The sequence below is a fragment of the Aneurinibacillus sp. Ricciae_BoGa-3 genome, assembly GCF_028421645.1.
In the GTDB taxonomy this organism is placed as follows: domain Bacteria; phylum Bacillota; class Bacilli; order Aneurinibacillales; family Aneurinibacillaceae; genus Aneurinibacillus_B.
On sequence record NZ_CP116887.1, the window covers coordinates 3206410 to 3224957 of the forward strand.

The window sequence follows — 18548 nt, forward strand, 5'->3', positions numbered from 1 at the left end:
TAGCAAGACAATTTGAATATATTTTAATCGACACTAGTTTTAGACCTTCTGCCATTGTTAGATAAGACACTAGCGTATCCTGAAAATTATCTCTATCTAATCCGAATTTTACAACGATTTGTTTTTATCTTTTTGCAAAGCGAATGTTCCACCATAAAAAAATCCCCCGGTAGCTATTAAGCCGGGAGATTTTTGAGTAAACCGTTATACTTAGAGATGCTTGGTAATTGCGCTCATTAAGTTTTCTTTCGGTTGGAAGCCGATGATTTTATCAACAATTTGACCGTCTTTGAATACCATTAAAGTTGGGATACTCATAACAGAGAAACGCTGAGCAGAGCTAGGGTTTTCATCAACATTTACTTTAGCGATTTTCAATTTATCCCCGAGTTCGGTGCTAATTTCTTCAAGTACAGGAGCGACCATTTTGCAAGGTCCGCACCACGGTGCCCAGAAATCAACAAGAACTGTGCCACCGCTTTCTACTTCAGTTTGGAACGTATTATCCGTAACTTGTACCATCGCCATGTAATATTCCTCCTTTGATTTATATAACTCTTCCTTAACATATAAAGTTATGTCATATACCGGTTGTACTTCATCTCACCACTCGCATACCATTAACAGCATGCTACTATCAATTTTCATATCCATCTATAAAATTCGATTTAAGCAAAGGGGAGAAGAATAAGAAAAACCATTTTGTATCACTCAAACAAATTCAGTAAAGTGTTCAATACCCTCATAATGAATGAAGGCTTGCATAAAATAAAGGTTCGTCTGTATGGATTCAACCACTAATTTAAACATAAGCTCTCATTCTATAGTTCGAGAATATAGATTTATTTTACTGTGATACTACTCTTGTTCTCGATATACTCATAAATATTCATTGCGGCAATCGCCCCATCGGAAGCTGCAGTAATAATCTGACGCAGCTTCTTCTGTCGCACATCTCCTGCTGCAAATACTCCCGGAATAGAGGTTTCCATTTCTTCATTGGTTACAATGTAGCCATGTTCGTCTAGTATCGAACTTTCTTTCAAAAAATCAGTATTCGGGTTCAACCCGACATAAATAAAAATCCCGTCTGCTTTCACGGTTTGTTTGCTGCCGTCCACTGTATTTCTTAGTACGACAGTCTCGACTTTCCGTCCCCCTTCGATGCTCTCCACAGCATGATTCCATACAAAATCAACTTTGGGATTATCCATTGCTTTTTGCTGCAGGATCGGGGTAGCACGAAGTTTGTCACGACGGTGAACAATCGTTACCTTAGAAGCAAAACGAGTGAGGAAATTCCCTTCCTCCACTGCAGAATCTCCGCCGCCAATCACTAAAAGTTCCTTGTTCTTAAAAAAAGCACCGTCACAAATAGCACAGTAAGATACTCCTCGTCCAGAAAGCTCTGCTTCCCCTGGAACACCCAATTTCCGTGGTGTGGCACCGGTTGCAATCAAAATTGCCCGCGTGGTGAGTTTTTCTTTACCTAAATCAACAATCTTATATTCACCTGTTAGTTGGAGAGATTGTACTTCCCCATATTTTTCTTCCACATCAAAATCTTTCGGGTGTGCTCCCATCACTTCTGATAGCTCGGGACCAGTCGTTTTACGAATCCCCGGGTAATTTTCAACATCTTCAGTATTTTGAAGCTGTCCTCCAATTAATCCTTTTTCAACAATGACTGTTTTTAAGCCAGCCCGCCCTGCATACACGCCAGCAGATAGCCCAGCAGGACCTCCACCTAAAATCACTAAATCGTAAAGATTAGTCATGGTCGAAACCTCCCTCCCTATTATTTATTTCATTTTAACCGTCAGGAGTTCTGACGTCTGTAAGATAGCTTACAAAAGTAAAGTAGGATATTTTAGAGGAACGGATCTCCCGATTTCAGTCGGAAAGAGACCGCAACGACAAATCCGTCCCCCATATACTCTCTTTTGGGATTCGTTAAGCAATCGGATATTTTCTATGTTTTAATCCATTTACAGTAATTTACTGCAAATGGATAACTGATGATTTTTATTACAGGATAATGATCTGATAATCATTTGCGACTAACTCCGCTAAGCTGGGATGCCCTTTGCTTTCACCCAAAGTTTGAATGCCGGACTGGCGAACCTCGCTCTCTACACCAAATGCACCCGCGCAGTATTCACAAGCTCCTGCAATGACTCCCAGTTTCTTAACAGCTTTGTACAATGGGTTGAAGTCATTTTGTTCATCTTCAAATTTTTTAATCCAAACCGTACCCGCTCCATCAAAAATAACCTTCACATCATGGCCGGCTTCATGTAATTCTTGCGCATAGAGTAATGCGTGTAAAGCTTTTGCTCCTTCATTTTCAGATGCATGGACAAAAATAGCGAATTTTTTCATATTAAATTCCTCCTGAGTTTTTGTTTACTATTTTCCATAGTGTTAAACACGATACTCTCTCCAGTTAAATATGGCTTTATACAATCCCTTTAGAACCACGATAAACCCATCCGATTCCGTTGCCGTATGCTACATGGCGCAGAAGCGTAATCATGGGGATGGCTTTTGCCATACCAAGGCCTATGATGCCAGCTCCCATGATGGGAAGCATGAACAACCCAACTCCGACGATAAGTTCAGCGACAGCAAACAGAACACCTTTGACGATATTGTTTCTTCCAGGCATATGCGGAATCAGAGCGAAAAAAATGATAGCCAGAACAATACCGTTGAGCAGATGAACCAGATGGCCTGCGAACAAAGTTCCACTTCTCTCGCCGATTAGTTTACTTCCTAATAGGACGGGAATATCTACAGGAATACCGGTTATTGCTATATCGATATACATCACGATATTGAACAGGATGGTACCGACTACCCCGGTCCAAATCGCACGGCCCTAATTCAGTTTCTCCATTAATTCACTCTCCTCTCTATCTATTTTTTTTTGTATTCCAGGCAAAAAAATTGCCGTTCTTACGTTTCAATCTTACTTTTTTATATTGATTCGTTCTGTATGATACATTACAGATGCTTTGTTAATTTTTTTACAAAGCATTATCTAATTATCCCCTTCGTTACGATAAAAATATGAATAGCATTGAACATGAAATCATTAGTGTACTTCTAGCGTACTTGTTGATCAATCACTATCATATATTCAAAAGAAAAAAGGCTCTTCGCTAATTACCATGATTTAGAGATAATTTAAAAGATTAATAGGACAGGGAACTGTTATTGGTTAAACTCACGAAATCCGCTTGAATCCACCCGGTATATGTTTTTCTTATCCTGTTCATACTTGGAGTAGGACAGGGACTGTTATTGGTTGGACGAGCGAATGATGCTTGTTTTCATACCGGTAATTGTCCTTTTTTCGGCTCTTCGCTAATTACCATGATTTAGAGATAATTTAAAAGATTAATAGGACAGGGAACTGTTATTGGTTAAACTCACGAAATCCGCTTGAATCCACCCGGTATATGTTTTTCTTATCCTGTTCATACTTGGAGTAGGACAGGGACTGTTATTGGTTGGACGAGCGAATGATGCTTGTTTTCATACCGGTAATTGTCCTTTTTTCTTTACTTGGCTATTTCTAACTTTCCAGCGATTAGGTAAATCATCGTCATAAGATTTTGTATCGTTCGATAGCCTCGTGCTTTACGTTTTGCTGCTTGAACAAGGCTATTGATGCCTTCCAAGAGACCATTGGTTATTTTCGACTGAAACCATTGTAAAATGCCTTGTTTGTGATGCTTAATGGTTTTCGCTACTTGAACCATCGGTTCAAGCCGGGAGCGAACAGCCCAGTTGTACCATTCTTGCAAATAAAGATCGGCTAGTAAGGCGGGCCTTGTCCAGAAATCTTGAAAAGCCAGCTTTAGATGATACGCTTTCGTCGTTTTCAGATTCATTTCTTTTAAGCGAATGAGCTGCTCTTTCTGTTTTACATTGAGATTCTTTTCATTTTTAAGCCAAACATACCGGCTTCTTTTTTAGTTCCGGTATTTCTCTTTGTTCCTGTCGACGCACCTCATCGACCGCTTCATTAATCAGCTTCAAAATATGAAACTTATCAAAGGTATGATTTGCATTAGGAAAGTGGGTTTTCACTCCTTGAATAAAAGCGGGAGATAGATCACTGCAGAATTCTTCTATTTGTTCTGCTGCTCCATTTTTCGTCTCTAATTCAGCTTTAAATCGCTTCAGTGTAGAAGCGTCTTTTCCTTCTGTAGCAAAGATGACTTTTCGCTGTTGTATGTCAACAACTAAACTCACATATTGATGTCCTCTTTTAGAGGATGTTTCATCAATGGCCACTTTCGTTACCTTTGACAAATCTTGCTTTTCGAGTTCCTTATCGACATAGAAGCGAAGAGTACGCCATAAACGGGTGTCATGTTCGCGCATAATACGAGCAGCCGCATTCACCGGCATTTCTTTTACAAGTTCTAATACCCGAAACTCGAAGAGTTCCGTAAAGCCGCTGCCTGGGCGAGACCAAGAAACAGAAGCAGCTTTCACTTTATCGCATTGCTCGCAACGTACACGCGGAAGAGGAGCATGCAGAAAAGAGGTATACTGCCAGAAATCCAAGTGTCGCCAGACACGTTCCTTTACCACGATGTCATAGAAGGGCTGGTTCTTTGTACCACAAGTGGCACAGGGAAAGTTGCCCTTACGATCAAAATCTAAATAAATATCCAAACGACCATTGTTCAAATCAAATTCCTTGCGGATGACATACCAAGGATATTCAAGTTGTAAAGCTGCTTGATACATTTCTAAGTCTTGTTCATTAGTTTTCATTGAGCTATTCCCCTTGTAAAAAGTATGATAGCTCTATCATTAACATATATGTTTCACGCTAGACAGCGAGGAAGCAGAAAAAATTTATATTGAATGGCTTGTTTAAATAGCCAAATTATCCGACGTAAAATAAGCCGGCCAAGTACCGAATTGCTTTTTATTTTACTAGTAGATTTGATGAAAACATGCAGGGAAAACGCAAATAAAAAAAGGGATTAACTGTTGATTAAATCCCTTCATCTCCATCTGATTCACTTACTAAATTAAGCGGCCATTTTGCGGCAAGCCTGTGGACATCTTCTGCACGCTTTGGCGCATTTTTGGCAATGCTCATGATTGTGTCTTGTGCATTCTTCGGCGCATGCTTCGCAAATGTCTGCACACAATCTGCAAATTTCCTTTGCAAACGAACTCTGTGTCGTCATATATTGAACGGCTAACGCACATATGTCGGCACAATCCCGGTCAAGTTGAATGCATTTTTTCATCATGGACAGGTCTTCTTCTTGAAGGCAAGTACCATAAAAAATGTTGCATGCTTTTATGCAGGCCAGACATTCCGAGATACATTCATTTATTTCTTCTACTGTCATTGTAATTGCCTCCTTTCGCTACATAAAATGTTATTGATACCTCAAAATAACCCAAAGTTGATGGGATTGCCTGTCCGGAAGTTGACGAGTATAATGTCCTCGTATCATCACGGATTCCGGAGAAAGGAAAAGACGTCTCCCATTACGTATAACTGCACCACCAGTTACACAGGAGACGTCCCACAAAAACAATTATGGTTATTGTATCAGATTACAAACTGGTTGAAAACACCCTTTCGGGCGTTTTTAGTTAGGGGTGCGGGGAAAATTCCTTCTCCCTGTTGTGCAAAAAACATGAGAATCATCGGAACGAGAGACCGAAAATCTAAACAGAGATCGGGGGAGACAAAGGTTTATAATATCCGCCGTCTTAGCTGTAATCATTGTGGGAGAATTCATCATGAATTGCCAGACTTTCTGGTGCCTTACAAGCGATACGAATCAGCGTGCATTGAAAAGGTTTTATCGAAACCTTCTCATCATGATATTCCTGCCGATGTCTACTTTATATCGGTGGTTTGACTGGTTTAAAAGTTTCGTAGATTACTGGATTGGTTGTCTAAGGTCCATTATGCTCCGCACTAAACAGGAAAATAACCCTTTGAATTTGACGTCCACAGATTCACAGACCGCACTCCATACAATTGGACGTTTAGTGGGCAATGCCCCGAGATGGCTGGCGAGAATTGTCCGACCCATCGTAAATATAAATTTATGGGTACATACCCGTTCTGCATTTTTGTCCAGGGGAGGCTGATTTACACTCATGATAAACACAAGGAAAGGAGTGTTATCATGAGAGATCAGCAAAAGGCAGAAGAGACAGCTGCACAGCGCTTCCAGCTTATTGCACCTCTACTAACTGAAGGTCTTGATGCTGGAAGGGTAAAGCAGTTGAAGGATCAAATCTGTAAGACCAGCGGTCTATCAGAAAGAACGATAAGACGCTATCTATCCCAGTATCGTACCGAAGGTTTTGCAGGATTGAAGCCGAAAGGAAAATCCATACAGATCAAATCAGAGGCGACTCCAGCACACCTTTTGGAGCAGGCGATTCTCCTTCGAAGGGAAGCACCCAGTCGAAGCGTGGCACAGATCATTCAAATACTTGAGTGGGAGGGCTTGGCAAAGCCGGGTCAACTTAAACGTTCCACCCTTCAGGAAAAATTAACGGAAAAAGGATATAGCACGCGCCAAATGAGACTCTATGCTGACTCTGGGGTTGCAGCCAGACGCTTTCAAAAGAGGCATCGCAATCAGCTATGGCAGTCAGACATCAAATATGGCCCGTATTTGCCTATCGGTTCAAATGGAACGAAAAAGCAAGTCTATCTGGTGGCTATTTTGGATGACGCGACCCGATTTGTTTTACATGGTGCTTTTTACCCAACGTTGGATTCTCGAATTGTAGAAGATGCCTTTCGGCAGGCCATACAAAAATATGGCGTGCCCGAAGCGGTTTATTTTGACAACGGCAAGCAGTACCGAACCAAGTGGATGGCGCGAACGTGTTCAAAGCTCGGTACCCGTCTTGTATTCGCAAAACCCTATTCGCCTGAATCAAAGGGTAAGGTTGAACGATTTAATAGAATCGTAGATTCTTTCCTGGGAGAAGCGGCACTCGAGAAGCCGAATACATTGGATCGGTTGAATGAACTCTTCCAAGTATGGCTCGCCGAATGTTACCAAGGCAAACCTCACTCCGCTCTTGGTGAGAAAACAAGTCCTGAATCGGCATTCCGTAGTGATCGGAAAGCTCTTCGCTTTATCGATCCGGATACATTGGCAAATGCTTTCCTGCATTCTGAGACAAGGAAGGTAGATAAATCAGGGTGCATTAGTTTTATGGACCAAAAATATGAAGTTGGGATTTCATTTATCGGTCGAGAAGTGGACGTTGTATACGATCCTTCGGATCTAGATGAGCTTACCATTGAGTTTGAAGGGCATTCCCCTTGGAAAGCGCGGAAGCTAGCCATTGGTGAAAGGGCAGGTAAACGGCCTGCATTGCCTCCTCTTCTTCAAACACAAGAAGCTGATTCGCCACGGTTGTTAAAAGCAGCGGAACAGAAACACCAGGAGCGTCAGCTGAAACAGGCACCTGCCGTTGCCTTCCGTGCCATATGGAAGGAGGATGGCCAGGATGTTTGAGGCTTTTTATGGCATGCAGCACACCCCTTTTTCAAGAGATCTCCCTACGGAGAAGTTGTACGATTCTCTCCCGATGCAAGAAATTTTAGGAAGGCTTAAGTATGCGGCAGAACGCCAGTTATTTGCGGTATTGACTGGCGATTGCGGTACGGGAAAAACTACCACGATTCGAAGGTTTGTAGATGGGCTGGATCGTGGTAAATTTCAAGTGCTCTATTTGTCGGATTCTAAATTAACTCCTCGTCATTTTTATAAGGGGATGTTGGAACAGTTGGGCTCTGAAGCAAAGTTTTATAGGGGGGACGCTAAACGGCAGCTCCATCGGGAGATTGAGCTGATGAAAGGGATTCATGATATTCAGCCAGTAGTCGTTGTCGATGAGGCTCACCTTTTAGATCGTGAGATGCTTGAGGAAGTTAGGTTCTTACTCAATTTTAAAATGGATGCACAAAGTCCAATGGCCCTCATTCTTGTAGGGCAGAGTGAATTGTGGGACCGCCTGCGTCTTCAATCATTTGCGGCGATACGTCAAAGAATCGACCTTCAATGCAGACTGGGTCATTATGATCGTGTACAGGTTGATGAGTATGTGGCACGCCATCTTCACTATGCAGGAGTGGACCAACAAATCTTTTCTGACGGTGCATTAGATGAAATCCACCGCTATTCTGGAGGGGCCGCAAGGCTCATCAACAAGGTGTGTACGCACTGTTTACTTTATGGGGCACAGAACGGATATAGAATTATTGATGATCACATGGTGAAACGGGTGATTGAGGGAGAATTATCATGATTCTCCCTTTTTTTAAATGGCACTAGGACAATAGATTCGTCAATTTGCGGACAACTAACGCCGTCACCTTCGGGACGATATACTACGTCATTAACAATAAAAATAATTTCCATTAATACATTACCGTATTCACTTTTTTATAAATTAACCACCAGACTACTTATATATATATACGTTGATTAATTTAATTTAATTTGATGAGCATGTACCTGGATTCAGATATTACGCAAATGATGTGCAATTTCCGATAATGACGCATATGCAAGTAGCCGACCTAGAAAGTTAGGTCGGCTGTTGAGTTTACCGTTTTTTGCATTCTACCGTTAGGCTATTGATAAAAAACAATTAAAACTTCTTCATATCCGAAAATGGAAAATAAGTTACTTCTGCCTTGCCGATAATTTTATCCTTATCGACAAATGGACTCGGCCATAGGTGAGAATCATAACTTTCATTTCGATTATCCCCTAGAAAAAAGAATTTTCCTTTTGGTACGGTCACAGGCCCGTAATTGTAATTCATCGGTTCGCTAAGATAAGGTTCGTCTACTTTTTTTCCGTTCCGAAATAGCGTATGATCCTTAATTTCAATGGTTTCCCCGCCTTTACCAATTAAACGCTTTATATAACGTTCATTTTTTTCTATTCCGCTAAGTGGTGGATAGAAAACGACCACATCACCATCTTTAAGATTATCTGGATTCATCATTTTGTTCACAATCAGCCGATCTTGTAATTGAACAGTTGGGAGCATGGAGCCTGTTGGCACTACAACAGCCTCCGCAATATACGTTCGGCATACAACGCTTAAGACAACAGCAATTATAATAGTACTGCCCCATTCCTTTATAAACTTCTTCATTTTTTACAGCTCACTCTCCTTTTTATTACAACAAAGGTATACTTTTTTTCTACTTAGTTGAGTCCGCAACTCACCAGCTTTTTAACTATTCATTTAGCGAATGATTTTGGCTGATTTAATCCTTCTCCCGTATTCGTTTCATGGTTTGTTCATGTATACGGTCTAGTATTCCTTCTGATTTAGCCTTGGCTGTACTACAAAATATCGGGCCATTCTCATCCTGTATTGCTTTCGTTATTTAACCCACGGGCGGTTCGCAATAGGTGCATAAACGAGCTTTCATTGACTACACGACCCTTTTGCCAGCCTTCATGGTTTTTAATAAGAAGTTGTAGCTTTGCTATATAAAAAAACAAACTATTTATCTATGATAACTTATATTTATTTCTATGTTAATATTTAAAAAATGGATCCAATCATAAGTTAAAGTTTTAAATTACCTGCAAAAAAAGCATATTCATATCCAATAAGGGCTTAACGTATGTTTTCGTCAAAATGTCACAGGACACTTGTAATTAAAGAGTCTTTTTCACTGAATCCCAATAGTACATAATTACATTGGGTAGCATTCGATAGAAACGTACGAAGCCTTGATATATCTAGAAGTATGATAAGGAAAATTGAAAGTAAATATTATACATATATTTACTTCCAGTTTTGTCGGGTAAGTCGGGGGCATCGCTGCCCCTTTCTCCCCTCAGAACCGTGCGTGAGCCTTTCAACTCATACGGCTCAAGCCTTCTTTTTCCCCTATCAGAAACGGAGTGTTTCTGATAGGCACGGTCGTTGTTTGATTGTATCCGCTTCACTTACAGGGTAAGCGAAGCGTGCGCGGACTAAATGAAAAGGTTAGCATACATCGCTGCACGTTCCTTACGTCAAAAGATAGCCATCAATTTACGCTCCATGTTGAAGACCCGTCGGAAGTCTGCACCCTTTCGGGTTCTGTCATGGTAAAAGCCTTTCGACCGACAGTATCCGTCCAGTTATCCCTTTTCTGGTTTTCCTGTTGCCTTTCGGCATAACGGCATTCGCTTTCTCCGACATCCTTTACCCGTTGACACATCAATAGATATTGCCATCGCTCTACTGCTCACGCAGATGTCATCGGGCTTACCAAGTTTCCCTTCTCACAGATACGATGGGGACAGGTGGGTTCTTTACTCCGGGTAAGATGTGGATCGTGTCAGAGCGGCATTATGACTCCGCTTTTCCTCTTACCAATACCTGAGCTAGGCTGTGTACCATCTCAAGCTAACCTTTACGAAGCTTACAAACCTTCACTTTCGTTCACCGCAAGCTTGTACCGTAAGGTACAGCCTTACCCATCTTCTCCTAGCAGTATTCCGGACAGTACACTCATCCTCTGTTTCTGCATTTCCCTCATGCAACCAACCCCTCCGTTACCAGAGACGCTGTTTTTGGCAGAGATAGCCTTTGCGACTAGGCTAGCAGCATACCAGCAAATGAGACTAGCGCTGCACTGTATATATGAAAGCGATTTACTTGTCGCACCATAATGACGATTATCGGACGTTGTTCAACTATCGATTCCCATCCCCCAACAAAAATCCATGTTATATGCTAACGGTGTTTCCCGAAACGCCTCCATAGTTTAGGGAAACGTTCCCTAATAAAAACATGTTAGTTAATTTAGTTAAAATGATTAAATAAGAATCAAAAACCTAACAAGACTAAACTTGCTTAGTAGGCTTTTTTTTACCGTTTAGGCATTTTCATGAGGGCATATATCTCAATGGAATCATACAATGAGATGGAAACATAATGGAGGAGTGATAAAAGTGTATTATTCACAACCAAACCCGTGGTATTCCCCTTATCAACCGGGTCGGCAAGAAACGATGATGCCTGGAGATATGCAACAAATGAGGGAAATGATGAAAGAACACATGAGAATGACGGATGAAATTAGACGAGTGGTGCATGAAATTAATGACAGATGTAGACGTATGGAAGAAAGGATGGACCAAATGCAAGGCAAAACGATGATGTAGATATATTTCTAGAAATAAACGAACGTATTCATACTGTGTTGGATAACCCCCTTTTTATTTTGATTCATGAAGTATGTTTCGTTTTAGCCTATATTCTTCTTCATTCATTTCACCTTTGACATACCTTTCTTTTACTATCATAAGAGGATAATCTTCAACATTGCTTTTCTTCATTAACAACCGAGTAACAACATAAACGGTTGCTCCCACAACAAGTACAAAGAGCAACATCCCAATAAACATCATCATGCACATTATAGTCATCATGGAACCATTCATCATAAAACAACTCTATTGTTATTACCTTCATTTATGTGTAAATGTTGTTTTTTCTTGTATTTACTGTCTGTCAATAGTCACTATGGTAAATGAACAATTATCAAAAGTCCCAAATCCGGTCAAGTTGAGCCGTTTTTGGGCTTTTTCCTTTTGGGCAACAATACCAATCATGTTTTGGAAAAAGGAAAGACAAGTACACTTTTTGTCTTCCCTCTCACTACCTATTCTTTCTTACTGTTGCCCGTGGTCCATCTTTATATTTCTGTCATCTATTTTCATCCTATCAAATAAATTGTGATGGTTGCCTCCTTTTTTGTACCGTGCAAATGTGAAGAAAATATGAAGACCCCTTTTTGTTTAGTAAAAAGGACAAGTGGTACATAATAACTGTTGGAAATCATTCGTTCACTATAAGGAGGAATAAAAATGACAGCAACCGAAATGCAGAAATGTATCAGGGAATGTTTGGCATGTATAGAAGCATGTAACACTTGTTACGGAGCATGCCTTAGGGAAGAAAATGTGGACATGATGAAGCGTTGTATCCAGCTTGACCGTGATTGTGCAGATATCTGTGCATTAGCTGCTCAATATATGGCTTCTCAAAGCCCTTTCGCTGCCCAGATTTGCCAGCTTTGTGTTGACATTTGTGAAGCCTGTGCAGAAGAATGTGCAAAACACGAAGCCGAACATTGTCAAAGATGTGCTCAAGCCTGCCGCCGTTGTGCAGAAGCTTGCCGTAAAATGGCAGCATAGAACTCCCCTTCTTCTTTTTTTACGGTGTTATCTTATCAAAATCACGTATCAGTCTCTTTGATAGGAATGAAAGAAAAAACAAAGAAAATGAGAAAAAAGCCGTTTGATCTTGATTCGAAACGGCTTTTTTCTTTACTAGACTTCTGGAATATAGGGTATAAAACCGACGAGGAAGGACATAACAAAAAGTAAATTATTACATCTATTTATTGGCACGAAGTGGTTTTACAAGTATCGTATGTAAAGAATAGACACCGGGTTTATCCATTTAGAGAACCCGGTGTCTTATGGTTATTCAGCTTCAAATCCAGCGTCTTCAACCGCTTTTTTCAAATCACTTGGGGATGTTTTCCCTTCATCATAGGTGACTGTAGCTTGGTGTTTGGCAAGGTCTACATCCGCTTTTTGTACACCTTCCACTCCCTGAAGGGATTTTGTCACAGAGTTCACACAAGCTTGACATGTCATTCCCTTGACTTTAATCGTAGCTGTACTCATAAATGTTTCCACCTCCTTTCATTAATCACGAGCTGACCTCCAACGTTTTAATAACAAGGAATTAGAAACCACACTAACCGAGCTAAGCGCCATTGCTGCTCCCGCAATAACCGGGCTTACCACACCAAAGGCAGCAAACGGAATACCAATTGTGTTATACCCAAACGCCCAAAACAGATTTTGCTTGATTTTACGCATGGTTGCCTTTGATAAGCGAATCGCATCCACGATGCTTGATAAATCCCCACGCATGAGCGTAACATCTGCAGCCTCTATGGCTACGTCCGTACCCGTGCCCATGGCCATTCCGACATCCGCCCCAGCAAGAGCAGGGGCATCGTTAATTCCATCCCCGGACATAGCCACTACTTTTCCTTCATTTTTTAAGCGCATCACATGTTCAATTTTGTGTTCAGGTAACACTTCTGCAATCACATGATTAACGTCAATTTCGACCTGTTTCGCTATCGCTTCTGCGGTATGCCTGTTATCTCCGGTTACCATAAAGACTTCGATTCCCATTTCATGCAACTCGTGAATGGCTTGAGCTGACGTTTCCTTGATGGTATCCGCAACAGCGATTATCCCCGCTAACTGACCATTTTTGGCAATCATCATAGCGGTTTTTCCTTCTTTTTCGAGCTGCTCCATCCGTAGGGTTGATTCATGCACATCCACACCTTGTTGAGCCATGAGTTTTAGATTTCCAACATGTACCTTCGTACCTTCTATGAGTACTTCTATACCATGGCCTGGGATGGCATTGAAATTGGAGGTATCTAGAAACTCAATCTTCTGTTTTTCTGCATATTCGACAATGGATCGACCTAATGGATGCTCTGAGCCCTTTTCTGCACTGGCAACAAGCTGTAATAATTGATTTTTTGATTGATCTCCAATGGTTATTAAATCGGTCACTTCTGGTTTACCTTTGGTAATCGTTCCTGTTTTATCAAGCACGACAGCATTAATCTTTTGCGCTTGTTCGAGCGATCCTCCGTCTTTTATCAGGATCCCCATCTCTGCACCCTTTCCTGTTCCCACCATAATCGCGGTCGGTGTAGCGAGACCTAATGAACAAGGACAGGCAATGACAAGAACCGCTACAGCATGAACAATGGCTGAAGTTAACCCTCCGGTAAAATACCATGCAATAAACGTAACGGCTGCAATTCCCAAAACAATCGGCACAAAGATCCCGGCAACGGTGTCGGCAAGTCGCTGAATCGGTGCTTTTGAACCTTGGGCTTGATCGACCATCTTAATAATTTGGGCGAGGGCTGTGTCTTTCCCAACCTTTGTGGCTCTAAACCGGAACGCCCCTTCTTGATTAATGGTAGCCCCAATCACCTGATCTCCCTCTGATTTTGAAACAGGAAAGCTTTCACCGGTTAACATGGATTCATCCACGGTCGTTTGACCGTTTAGAATGATGCCATCAACCGGAACTTTCTCCCCAGGACGAACGATGATTTCATTGCCAACTACTACTTGCTCTAAAGGAATTTCAACCTCTTTCCCTTCCCTTATCACGCGAGCCGTTTTCGCCTGAAGTTGAATCAGACTCTTGATCGCTTCTGAAGTCTGTCTTTTCGCTTTATGTTCGAGGACTTTCCCAAGTAAGATCAGGGTTGTAATCATTGCCGATGTATCAAAGTAAACCATTCCATCTATACCTAACAGCATTAAACCAAGACTATAGAAATAGGCGGCTGAAGTTCCTAGGGACACCAATACGTCCATGTTTGGTGCCCCACCGCGTAGCGCATGATAGGCCCCCTTGTAGAATCGCCAACCCACCCAAAATTGAACAGGTGTGGCCAGAGCAAACTGGACCCAAACGGGAAGCATAAACGCCCAGGGCGTAAACTGACTTAGCATCTGAATGACAAGCGGAAGACTTAACAGGATACCGGCATAAAGGGAAATCTTTAGCTTACGATACTCCCTCTGCTGGTCTTCCCGTTCTTGTCCTAGATTGGATTCTGCTGATTGCACAGCTGAATACCCTGTTTTCTTTATAACTCGAATCATGTCCTGGACATCTGTTAGGGCAGGATTAAACTTAATCATTGCCTTTTCACTAGCCAGGTTCACGTTGGCCTTCACCACTCCAGGTGCTTTGCCTAAATTATTTTCAATGCGGGTGGCACAAGCAGCACAGGTCATGCCTTGAATATTTAATTCAACCATTTCGTTTTCCACATCATAGCCCGTTTTTTGGATGGTCTCGACTAACTTTCCAGGTGTTACCTGAGTAGGGTCAAAGGAGATCGACGCTTTTTCTGAAGCAAGATTGATATTGGCCTGTTTTACCCCCGCTACTTTATTTAAGTTTTTCTCGATACGGGTGGCACAAGCTGCACAGGTCATTCCCGTTATATTCAGGTCGACATGATCAGCGTTTGTTTGCGGACGACCCGTTGCCTCTTTGAGCATTTGTAAATCCCTCCTTACGTTTAGTATTAGACTGGTTACATCAAACAACCCGAGTGGCTGAGCTTTTTTGTTAAATGAGCTAACACAATAAATTACTATACCGTTGTAAGGTATATTTTAAAGAAAACAAAGGTAGAATGAACCATTGTAAACAATTCAACCTTACCTTAGAGATTCGCAGTTAATAATTTCGTCCAGTTGTGCAGGTTATTTGATTAATTTATTCATGGTTTTAAGAAGCTCATCAATGACTTCTTGATCTCCTTCTTGAATGCGTTCTATAACACAACTTTTCATGTGACCTTCAAGTAACAGTTTTCCAACCCCATTTAGAGCGGATTGAATGGCCGCAATTTGGTTGAGTACATCGTCACAATACGTGTCTTTTTCAATCATTCCTCTTACGCCTCTAATTTGACCTTCGATACGGTTTAAACGAGTTATTAAGTTCGACTTGATTTTAACCGAATGATGACTTTTTCGATCCGTTGTCGGTGAACAACATGTCTCTATTTCCATCGTTTGATTTTCATCCACGTAAATACCACCTCTTCTTTTATTACAAGAGATAAGACCTTTCTTATCCCTACGGTGTATGACTATCCTTATACTACCATACCCCAGCACCGTATATCAACAATGTTTTTTATTGTTATTCTCTCCAGCGTTTTTTATAAAAGAAAAAAACAAAATGCCGGCGGGACTAAGGTCCTCACTCATTTGCAATTATAAAGCATGTACCTTAGTACGGAGTCAATGGGTTTGAAACATTTTTTTATCTATGCTTAAAGTTTTTCTTGTTTTTAGTGCAAGATGAAATCCGGTTTTAACAGTGAGCGCACATAACTGTTTCTTTATTTCTTGATTTATAACTGCTCCATTTTCTTTGCTTTTTTCCTTGGCCAAGTAAAAGTGATCTCATAATGTGACAATTAATCCAAGAAGAACTAACAATTATCCCTTTCCTATGTCTCCAACTTCCAGGTCATTTGATTATAGAATTACCCTTAATTGGTTATTTAATAAAAGAAAAGGTTTCGAAATTCTGTGTTTGTATCAAACAAAAAGGAGTAAGGAAGCTTTTTAGATAAATTTATTTGGGGTAAATAAGACCGTGTAAACAATACATACAGACAGGATGATGAGCATGCAAGGAATCTTTCGGTATTGGTATTTGTTCCCTATTTCTATTGCCATTGCCACGCTTGCGATATCAAGCGGTATTGGAGGCGCGGTGTTTTTCTCCCCACTCTTTATGCTGGGATTAAAGGTAGACCCTTATACGGCGATCGGTGCTGGTTTGATCACCGAGCTGTTTGGATTTAGCTCGGGATTAATAGGCTATATGAAAAGAAAAACAATCGATTATAAATTTGGAAAACATTTGCTGCTTTTTTCGATTCCAGCATCGACGATTGGCGTCTTTTTATCCGCTTATTTGCCAAAAGATTTGTTAATGACAGTTTTTGCAATTGGCATTATTTTAGTTGGCTGGCAACTTTATTTATCGTATAAACAAGATCAAAAAGAAAAAAGTCAATTTAATATTGTTCTTAACGTAACCAACCAGTTCGAATCTGAAATCGTTGACCAATAAGGGAACGTATATAGGTACACGATATGCGATAAGCCACTTGCGTGTTTTTTTGCGTTTGTCGGCGGGATGTTTTTCGGAATGATTTCAGTAGGACTTGCCGAACTTCAAGAATACCAGTTATTAGTACGATGTCGTATTCCCACACCCATCTCGGTTGCCACCTCGATTTTTTTAGTCGCTCTTACTGTAATTTGTGTTTCAATTGTACGTATTTTCGTTGACATTGGTAAGGCTAATTATGAAGCATTGATGTTGATTGGGAAAATCATCTTATTTACAGCTCCGGGCGTCCTAGTCGGCGGACAAATCGGCCCTTGGGTTCAACATAAAGTAGATCCTGATTTGATGAAGTTGATTATTGCTATCCTGTTAGTTTTAGTTGGCTTATTTTTACTTATTACGAAAATGCTTTAATTAGGCATATGCCAAAAAAAAACGGGGTGCTGATATGAAAAAGCCACTTACTTTAATGAAAACCACGTGACTGACTGGTTTACGGTTGAGCTCGGGGATTTTCATTTTCAAAGATGGTTTATGTCTCCTTTATGTTTTCATCAGTGGCAAACCCTTCCTCAATCTAAGCAACCTGCAGACAGGGATGAGACTTTTTATTCATAAGTTTCCTAACCATAAAGTGATGTTAACCTAAAAGAGGAATTTATATTATTTGTTCTTCATTTTTAATTTTATGATTCTTATCATAAAGACTAAAAGGATGACAACGATAGCAAGCCCCACTAAGTACCAATTTTCTTTCATTGTATTTTGATATAACCAAGCCATTACGATCATGGGTGGTACAATTCCAATTCCCGTTGTCCATGTAAACTGCCAAAACGTCAATTGTGTTAACCCTGCTCCATAATTTAGTAAGTTAAAAGAAAATAAGGGAATAAATCTCAAGATAAAAATTCCCAAAACCCCGTTTTTTTGAAACCATTGATCGAAACGCTTTATCTTCTCAATAGAAACAAACCGTTTGACAAAAGAACGTCCGTAAAATTTTGCCAAGTAAAACGAAAAATAAGCTCCCAAAATGGAACCAATCCATGTATAGATAAACCCTAAAATCAGACCATAAAGATAAATATTGGCAAAAAAAATGATTTCAGAAGGAATAAAAAGAATACTATGCAGGACCATAAAAAAGATTGACATTACCGGACCCCAAAAACCAAAGGAACGAATGTATTCTTTAAAGCTTTCTGATCCATGATTGGTAAATAGCTGTACAATGAAATGACGAAGAGAAGTTATCAACAAACTCATCGAAATCAGTACAACAACAATACCTGTGATAATCAATCGAAAGTGATTCGATTTCATTTTTTACACCTCAGTCACTTATAAATAAGGAAAAGGGCGAAAGTAAAAATCGCCCCTCAGCATCTAAACTTTTTTTAATAACTTTCGTTTTTCTTTGTATTCTTCCTCGCTAATTTCACCTTTTACATAACGTTCGTTTAATATCATTAAAGGATGATCTTCCACCTTATTCTTTCTGATGAGGAAACGAACCACAAAATAAATGGTGAGTCCCACCACAATGATCAAGAGTAATATACCCAGCAACATCATCAAGCCCATTCCTATCATCATTGAACCACCCATCATTGATGAACCATTCATCATACCGTTGTTCATCCCTAATCGCTCCCTTTACGTTGATACTCCTGATCTCTCAATTCATTTAATCCTCAAGTAATTAATCATTTCGATTTTCCACGGATTCTAATTTCTTTGCTAAATCATTCTGACCTTGATTTCCTGTA

General features: G+C 40.5%; 18 protein-coding genes and 2 pseudogenes. 6 read left to right on the plus strand and 14 right to left on the minus strand.

Features of this window, described 5'->3' with window-relative positions:
• Positions 1 to 210: 210 nt before the first annotated feature.
• The 6 genes and pseudogenes from trxA to PP175_RS16255 form a co-directional block, all read right to left on the minus strand.
• Complete coding sequence (gene trxA / locus PP175_RS16230) at positions 211 to 528, minus strand: thioredoxin (RefSeq protein WP_272439367.1); 318 nt, start codon at positions 526 to 528, stop codon at positions 211 to 213.
• A 314-nt stretch (positions 529 to 842) separates the two neighbouring features.
• Entirely contained in the window at positions 843 to 1778 is a 936-nt protein-coding gene (trxB, locus tag PP175_RS16235; RefSeq protein WP_272439368.1) for a thioredoxin-disulfide reductase, read from the minus strand.
• 250 nt (positions 1779 to 2028) lie between these two features.
• On the minus strand, positions 2029 to 2382 hold the full coding sequence (locus tag PP175_RS16240) for a DsrE family protein (protein ID WP_272439369.1): 354 nt from the start codon (positions 2380 to 2382) through the stop codon (positions 2029 to 2031).
• Between the two features lie 76 nt (positions 2383 to 2458).
• Complete coding sequence (locus PP175_RS16245; RefSeq protein ID WP_334314216.1) at positions 2459 to 2872, minus strand: DUF6789 family protein; 414 nt, start codon at positions 2870 to 2872, stop codon at positions 2459 to 2461.
• Positions 2873 to 3566: 694 nt separating this feature from the next.
• Positions 3567 to 4794 (minus strand): annotated as a pseudogene (locus PP175_RS16250) (ISL3 family transposase).
• A gap of 263 nt (positions 4795 to 5057) precedes the next feature.
• On the minus strand, positions 5058 to 5387 hold the full coding sequence (locus tag PP175_RS16255; protein ID WP_272439371.1) for a four-helix bundle copper-binding protein: 330 nt from the start codon (positions 5385 to 5387) through the stop codon (positions 5058 to 5060).
• 294 nt (positions 5388 to 5681) lie between these two features.
• Here PP175_RS16255 and PP175_RS16260 point away from each other — a divergent pair, with 294 nt between their 5' ends.
• From PP175_RS16260 to PP175_RS16270, 3 genes are all read left to right on the plus strand, one after another.
• Positions 5682 to 5909, plus strand: a complete 228-nt coding sequence (locus tag PP175_RS16260; protein WP_272439372.1) for a DUF6431 domain-containing protein — start codon at positions 5682 to 5684, stop codon at positions 5907 to 5909.
• Between the two features lie 273 nt (positions 5910 to 6182).
• Positions 6183 to 7538 (plus strand): DDE-type integrase/transposase/recombinase, encoded by a 1356-nt coding sequence (locus PP175_RS16265; RefSeq protein WP_272439373.1) that lies wholly within the window; start codon positions 6183 to 6185, stop codon positions 7536 to 7538.
• The gene (locus PP175_RS16270) at positions 7531 to 8331 is read left to right on the plus strand and encodes an ExeA family protein (protein WP_272439374.1); all 801 of its coding nucleotides are present in this window, start codon (positions 7531 to 7533) and stop codon (positions 8329 to 8331) included. The genes PP175_RS16265 and PP175_RS16270 overlap by 8 nt, the downstream gene beginning before the upstream one ends.
• 345 nt (positions 8332 to 8676) lie before the next feature.
• Here the strand turns inward: PP175_RS16270 and lepB are convergent, their stop codons facing one another.
• A complete protein-coding gene (gene lepB, locus PP175_RS16275) occupies positions 8677 to 9192 on the minus strand; it encodes a signal peptidase I (protein ID WP_272439375.1) in 516 nt (171 codons plus the stop codon).
• A 1802-nt stretch (positions 9193 to 10994) separates the two neighbouring features.
• Here lepB and PP175_RS16280 point away from each other — a divergent pair.
• Positions 10995 to 11207 carry a hypothetical protein gene (locus PP175_RS16280; RefSeq protein ID WP_272439376.1) on the plus strand — a complete coding sequence of 71 codons (213 nt, stop codon included), beginning with the start codon at positions 10995 to 10997 and terminating at the stop codon, positions 11205 to 11207.
• 54 nt (positions 11208 to 11261) lie between these two features.
• Here the strand turns inward: PP175_RS16280 and PP175_RS16285 are convergent, their stop codons facing one another.
• Entirely contained in the window at positions 11262 to 11489 is a 228-nt protein-coding gene (locus PP175_RS16285) for an SHOCT domain-containing protein (protein ID WP_272439377.1), read from the minus strand.
• 423 nt (positions 11490 to 11912) lie between these two features.
• On the opposite strand from PP175_RS16285, the gene PP175_RS16290 reads away from it, so the two are divergent.
• Positions 11913 to 12242 carry a four-helix bundle copper-binding protein gene (locus PP175_RS16290; RefSeq protein WP_272439378.1) on the plus strand — a complete coding sequence of 110 codons (330 nt, stop codon included), beginning with the start codon at positions 11913 to 11915 and terminating at the stop codon, positions 12240 to 12242.
• 291 nt (positions 12243 to 12533) lie between these two features.
• On the opposite strand, the gene PP175_RS16295 is transcribed toward PP175_RS16290, so the two are convergent.
• The 4 genes from PP175_RS16295 to PP175_RS16310 form a co-directional block, all read right to left on the minus strand.
• On the minus strand, positions 12534 to 12740 hold the full coding sequence (locus PP175_RS16295) for a heavy-metal-associated domain-containing protein (RefSeq protein WP_272439379.1): 207 nt from the start codon (positions 12738 to 12740) through the stop codon (positions 12534 to 12536).
• A gap of 21 nt (positions 12741 to 12761) precedes the next feature.
• Positions 12762 to 15179: a heavy metal translocating P-type ATPase gene (locus PP175_RS16300; RefSeq protein WP_272439380.1), complete on the minus strand. Its 2418-nt coding sequence runs from the start codon at positions 15177 to 15179 to the stop codon at positions 12762 to 12764.
• A gap of 207 nt (positions 15180 to 15386) precedes the next feature.
• Positions 15387 to 15698 carry a metal-sensitive transcriptional regulator gene (locus PP175_RS16305; RefSeq protein ID WP_272443291.1) on the minus strand — a complete coding sequence of 104 codons (312 nt, stop codon included), beginning with the start codon at positions 15696 to 15698 and terminating at the stop codon, positions 15387 to 15389.
• 234 nt (positions 15699 to 15932) lie between these two features.
• Entirely contained in the window at positions 15933 to 16085 is a 153-nt protein-coding gene (locus tag PP175_RS16310; protein ID WP_272439381.1) for a hypothetical protein, read from the minus strand.
• A 241-nt stretch (positions 16086 to 16326) separates the two neighbouring features.
• On the opposite strand from PP175_RS16310, the pseudogene PP175_RS16315 reads away from it, so the two are divergent.
• Positions 16327 to 17190: pseudogene (locus PP175_RS16315) on the plus strand (sulfite exporter TauE/SafE family protein).
• 249 nt (positions 17191 to 17439) lie between these two features.
• Here PP175_RS16315 and PP175_RS16320 read toward each other — a convergent pair.
• Together PP175_RS16320 and PP175_RS16325 are read right to left on the minus strand one after the other, a co-directional pair.
• Entirely contained in the window at positions 17440 to 18102 is a 663-nt protein-coding gene (locus tag PP175_RS16320; RefSeq protein ID WP_272439382.1) for a TVP38/TMEM64 family protein, read from the minus strand.
• Positions 18103 to 18165: 63 nt separating this feature from the next.
• On the minus strand, positions 18166 to 18420 hold the full coding sequence (locus PP175_RS16325; protein ID WP_272439383.1) for an SHOCT domain-containing protein: 255 nt from the start codon (positions 18418 to 18420) through the stop codon (positions 18166 to 18168).
• Positions 18421 to 18548: the final 128 nt, after the last annotated feature.